Origin of the sequence: Streptomyces hygroscopicus subsp. hygroscopicus (assembly GCF_001553455.1) — a bacterium.
GTDB lineage: Bacteria > Actinomycetota > Actinomycetes > Streptomycetales > Streptomycetaceae > Streptomyces > Streptomyces hygroscopicus.
This window is the reverse complement of the sequence record NZ_BBOX01000630.1, coordinates 1-2,515: the sequence shown is the minus strand read 5'-3', so window position 1 is coordinate 2,515 and position 2,515 is coordinate 1. Positions and strand designations below refer to the sequence as shown.

The window sequence follows — 2,515 nt, the reverse complement described above, 5'->3', positions numbered from 1 at the left end:
CGCGCCGGGGGTGCCGGTGATGACGTCGATGAGGTTCCAGTCGGTGAACGGTGCCAGGGCCTGGGCGCATTCGTGCATCCGGGCGGCGAAGACGGGTGAGGTGGCAAGGAGTTGTGCTCCCATGCCGGTCCACTGGGAGCCCTGGCCGGGGAAGACGAAGACGGTTTTGCCGGGGGTGGTGGCGTGGCCGGTGATCAGGCGGGGGTGGGGCTGTCCGGCCGCGAGCGCGGTGAGAGCGGCCGTGGCCTCACCACCGCCACTGTCAGCGCCGGTGTCGGTGAGGATGACGGCGCGGTGGTCGTGGACGGCGCGGGTGGTGGCCAGTGACCAGCCGATGTCCACCGGGCGCGCCTCCACACCGGACGCCAGGAGGTCCAGGAGGGATTGGGCCTGGGCCCGCAGCGCCGTGGCGCTCTTGGCGGACAGCACCCAGGGGGCGACGCCGCCGGTGGCGACGAGGCCGGGGGTGTCCGTACCGTCGTCCGCCGCCGGGGCGGGTTCCGGCGCGGGTTCGGGGTCGGGTGCCTGTTCCAGGACCAGATGGGCGTTGGTGCCGCTGACGCCGAAGGAGGAGATCCCTGCGCGGCGGGGGTGGCCGGTCTCCGGCCAGGGCCGTGCCTCGGTGAGCAACGACACCGCACCCTGCGACCAGTCCACCTTGGTGGTGGGTTCGTTGATGTGCAGGGACCGCGGCAGTGTGCCGTGCCGCAGTGCCAGCACCATCTTGATCAGGCTGGCCACCCCGGCGGCGGCCTGGGCGTGCCCGATGTTGGACTTCAGCGAGCCGAGCCACACCGGCTGGTCCGCCGGGCGGTCCTGGCCGTAGGTGGCCAGCAGGGCCTGGGCCTCGATGGGGTCGCCGAGGGCGGTGCCGGTGCCGTGCGCCTCGACCGCGTCCACATCGGAGGGTGAGAGTCCGGCGTTCGCCAGGGCCTGCCGGATCACCCGCTGCTGGGACGGTCCGTTGGGGGCGGTCAGGCCGTTGCTCGCCCCGTCCTGGTTGACCGCCGTGCCCCGGATGACGGCCAGCACCTCGTGGCCGTTGCGGCGCGCCTCGGACAGCCGCTCCAGCAGCACCAATCCCACGCCCTCGGACCAGTTGGTGCCGTCCGCGCCTTCCCCGAAGGACTTGCAGCGCCCGTCGGAGGCGAGGCCGCGCTGCCGGGAGAACTCCACGAACGCGCCCGGCTGGCCCATGACGGCGACACCGCCGGCGAGCGCCATGGTGCACTCGCCGGAGCGCAGGGCCTGTACGGCGAGGTGGATGGCCACCAGCGAGGAGGAGCACGCCGTGTCCACCGTCACCGCCGGACCGGTCAGGCCGAACGTGTACGACACCCGGCCCGACGCCACGCTCGTCGCGCCGCCGACCCCGAGGTAGCCCTCCAGGCCCTCCGGTACCGCTCCCGGCCCGGTGCCGTACCCCTGGCCGCTGGCCCCGACGAATACCCCGACCTCCTGTCCACGCAGCGACGTGGGCACGATCCCGGAGCGTTCCATGGTCTCCCACGCGGTCTCCAGCAGTACGCGCTGCTGCGGGTCCATCGACAGGGCCTCGCGCGGGGAGATGCCGAAGAAGGCGGCGTCGAACCCGCCCGCGTCGGTGAGGAACCCGCCCTCGCGCACGTAGGACTTGCCCACGGCGTCCGGATCGGAGTCGAACAGCCCGGCCAGGTCCCAGCCCCGGTCCCGCGGGAACGGCCCGATCGCGTCGCCCCCGGCGGCGACCAGCCGCCACAGGTCCTCGGGGGTGCGGACGTCGCCGGGCAGGCGGCAGCCCATGCCGACCACCACGACCGGGTCCTCGGCCCCGTCCGGGGCGGACCGGTCACGCCCGGCCGGCCGGGGCGCGGCGTCGGCGGTGCGCCCGCCCAGCCGGTCGCGCAGGAATGCGGCGGTGGCCAGCGGGGTCGGGTGGTCGAAGACCAGCGTCGCCGGCAGCCGCAGCCCGGTGGCCGCGTTCAGCCGGTTGCGCAGTTCGACCGCGGTCAGCGAGTCGAAACCCATGTCCCGGAACGCCTGTTCCGGCCCGATCGGGTCGACCGTGGGGAACCCGAGCACCGCAGCGGCCTGTTCGCGGATCAGCTGGACGAGCAGGCGATCCCGCTCGGCCGCGGTGAGCCCGGCCAGCCGCTCGACGAGGCCGCCCGCACCGGCCTTCGGCCCCGGCCGGGCCGTACGGCGGGCCGGCCGGACCAGACCCCGCAGCGGGGGCGGCGGTTCCGTGGCCTCCGCGCCGAGGGCGGCGAAGTCGAACCGCATCGGCACCAGCAGGGACAGCCCCGAGCCCACCGACCGGTCGAACAACTCCAGCGCCTCATCAGTGGACAGCCCGACGATGCCGCCGCGCCGCATCCGCTCCAGGTCGCCGGAGCCGAGTCCGCCGGTCATCCCGCTGGTCTGCGCCCACATGCCCCACGCCAGCGCGGTGGCGGGGAGCCCGCGTGCCCGCCGCCACTGTGCCAGACCGTCCAGATAGGCGTTGGCGGCCGCGTAGTTGCCCTGGCCGGGGCCA

1 protein-coding gene is annotated in these 2,515 nt (G+C 74.6%); it reads right to left on the bottom strand.

The features are described 5' to 3' along the window. On the bottom strand, positions 1–2,515 hold a 2,515-nt coding region (locus tag AXW62_RS39485; protein WP_159061116.1), incomplete at both ends, for a type I polyketide synthase.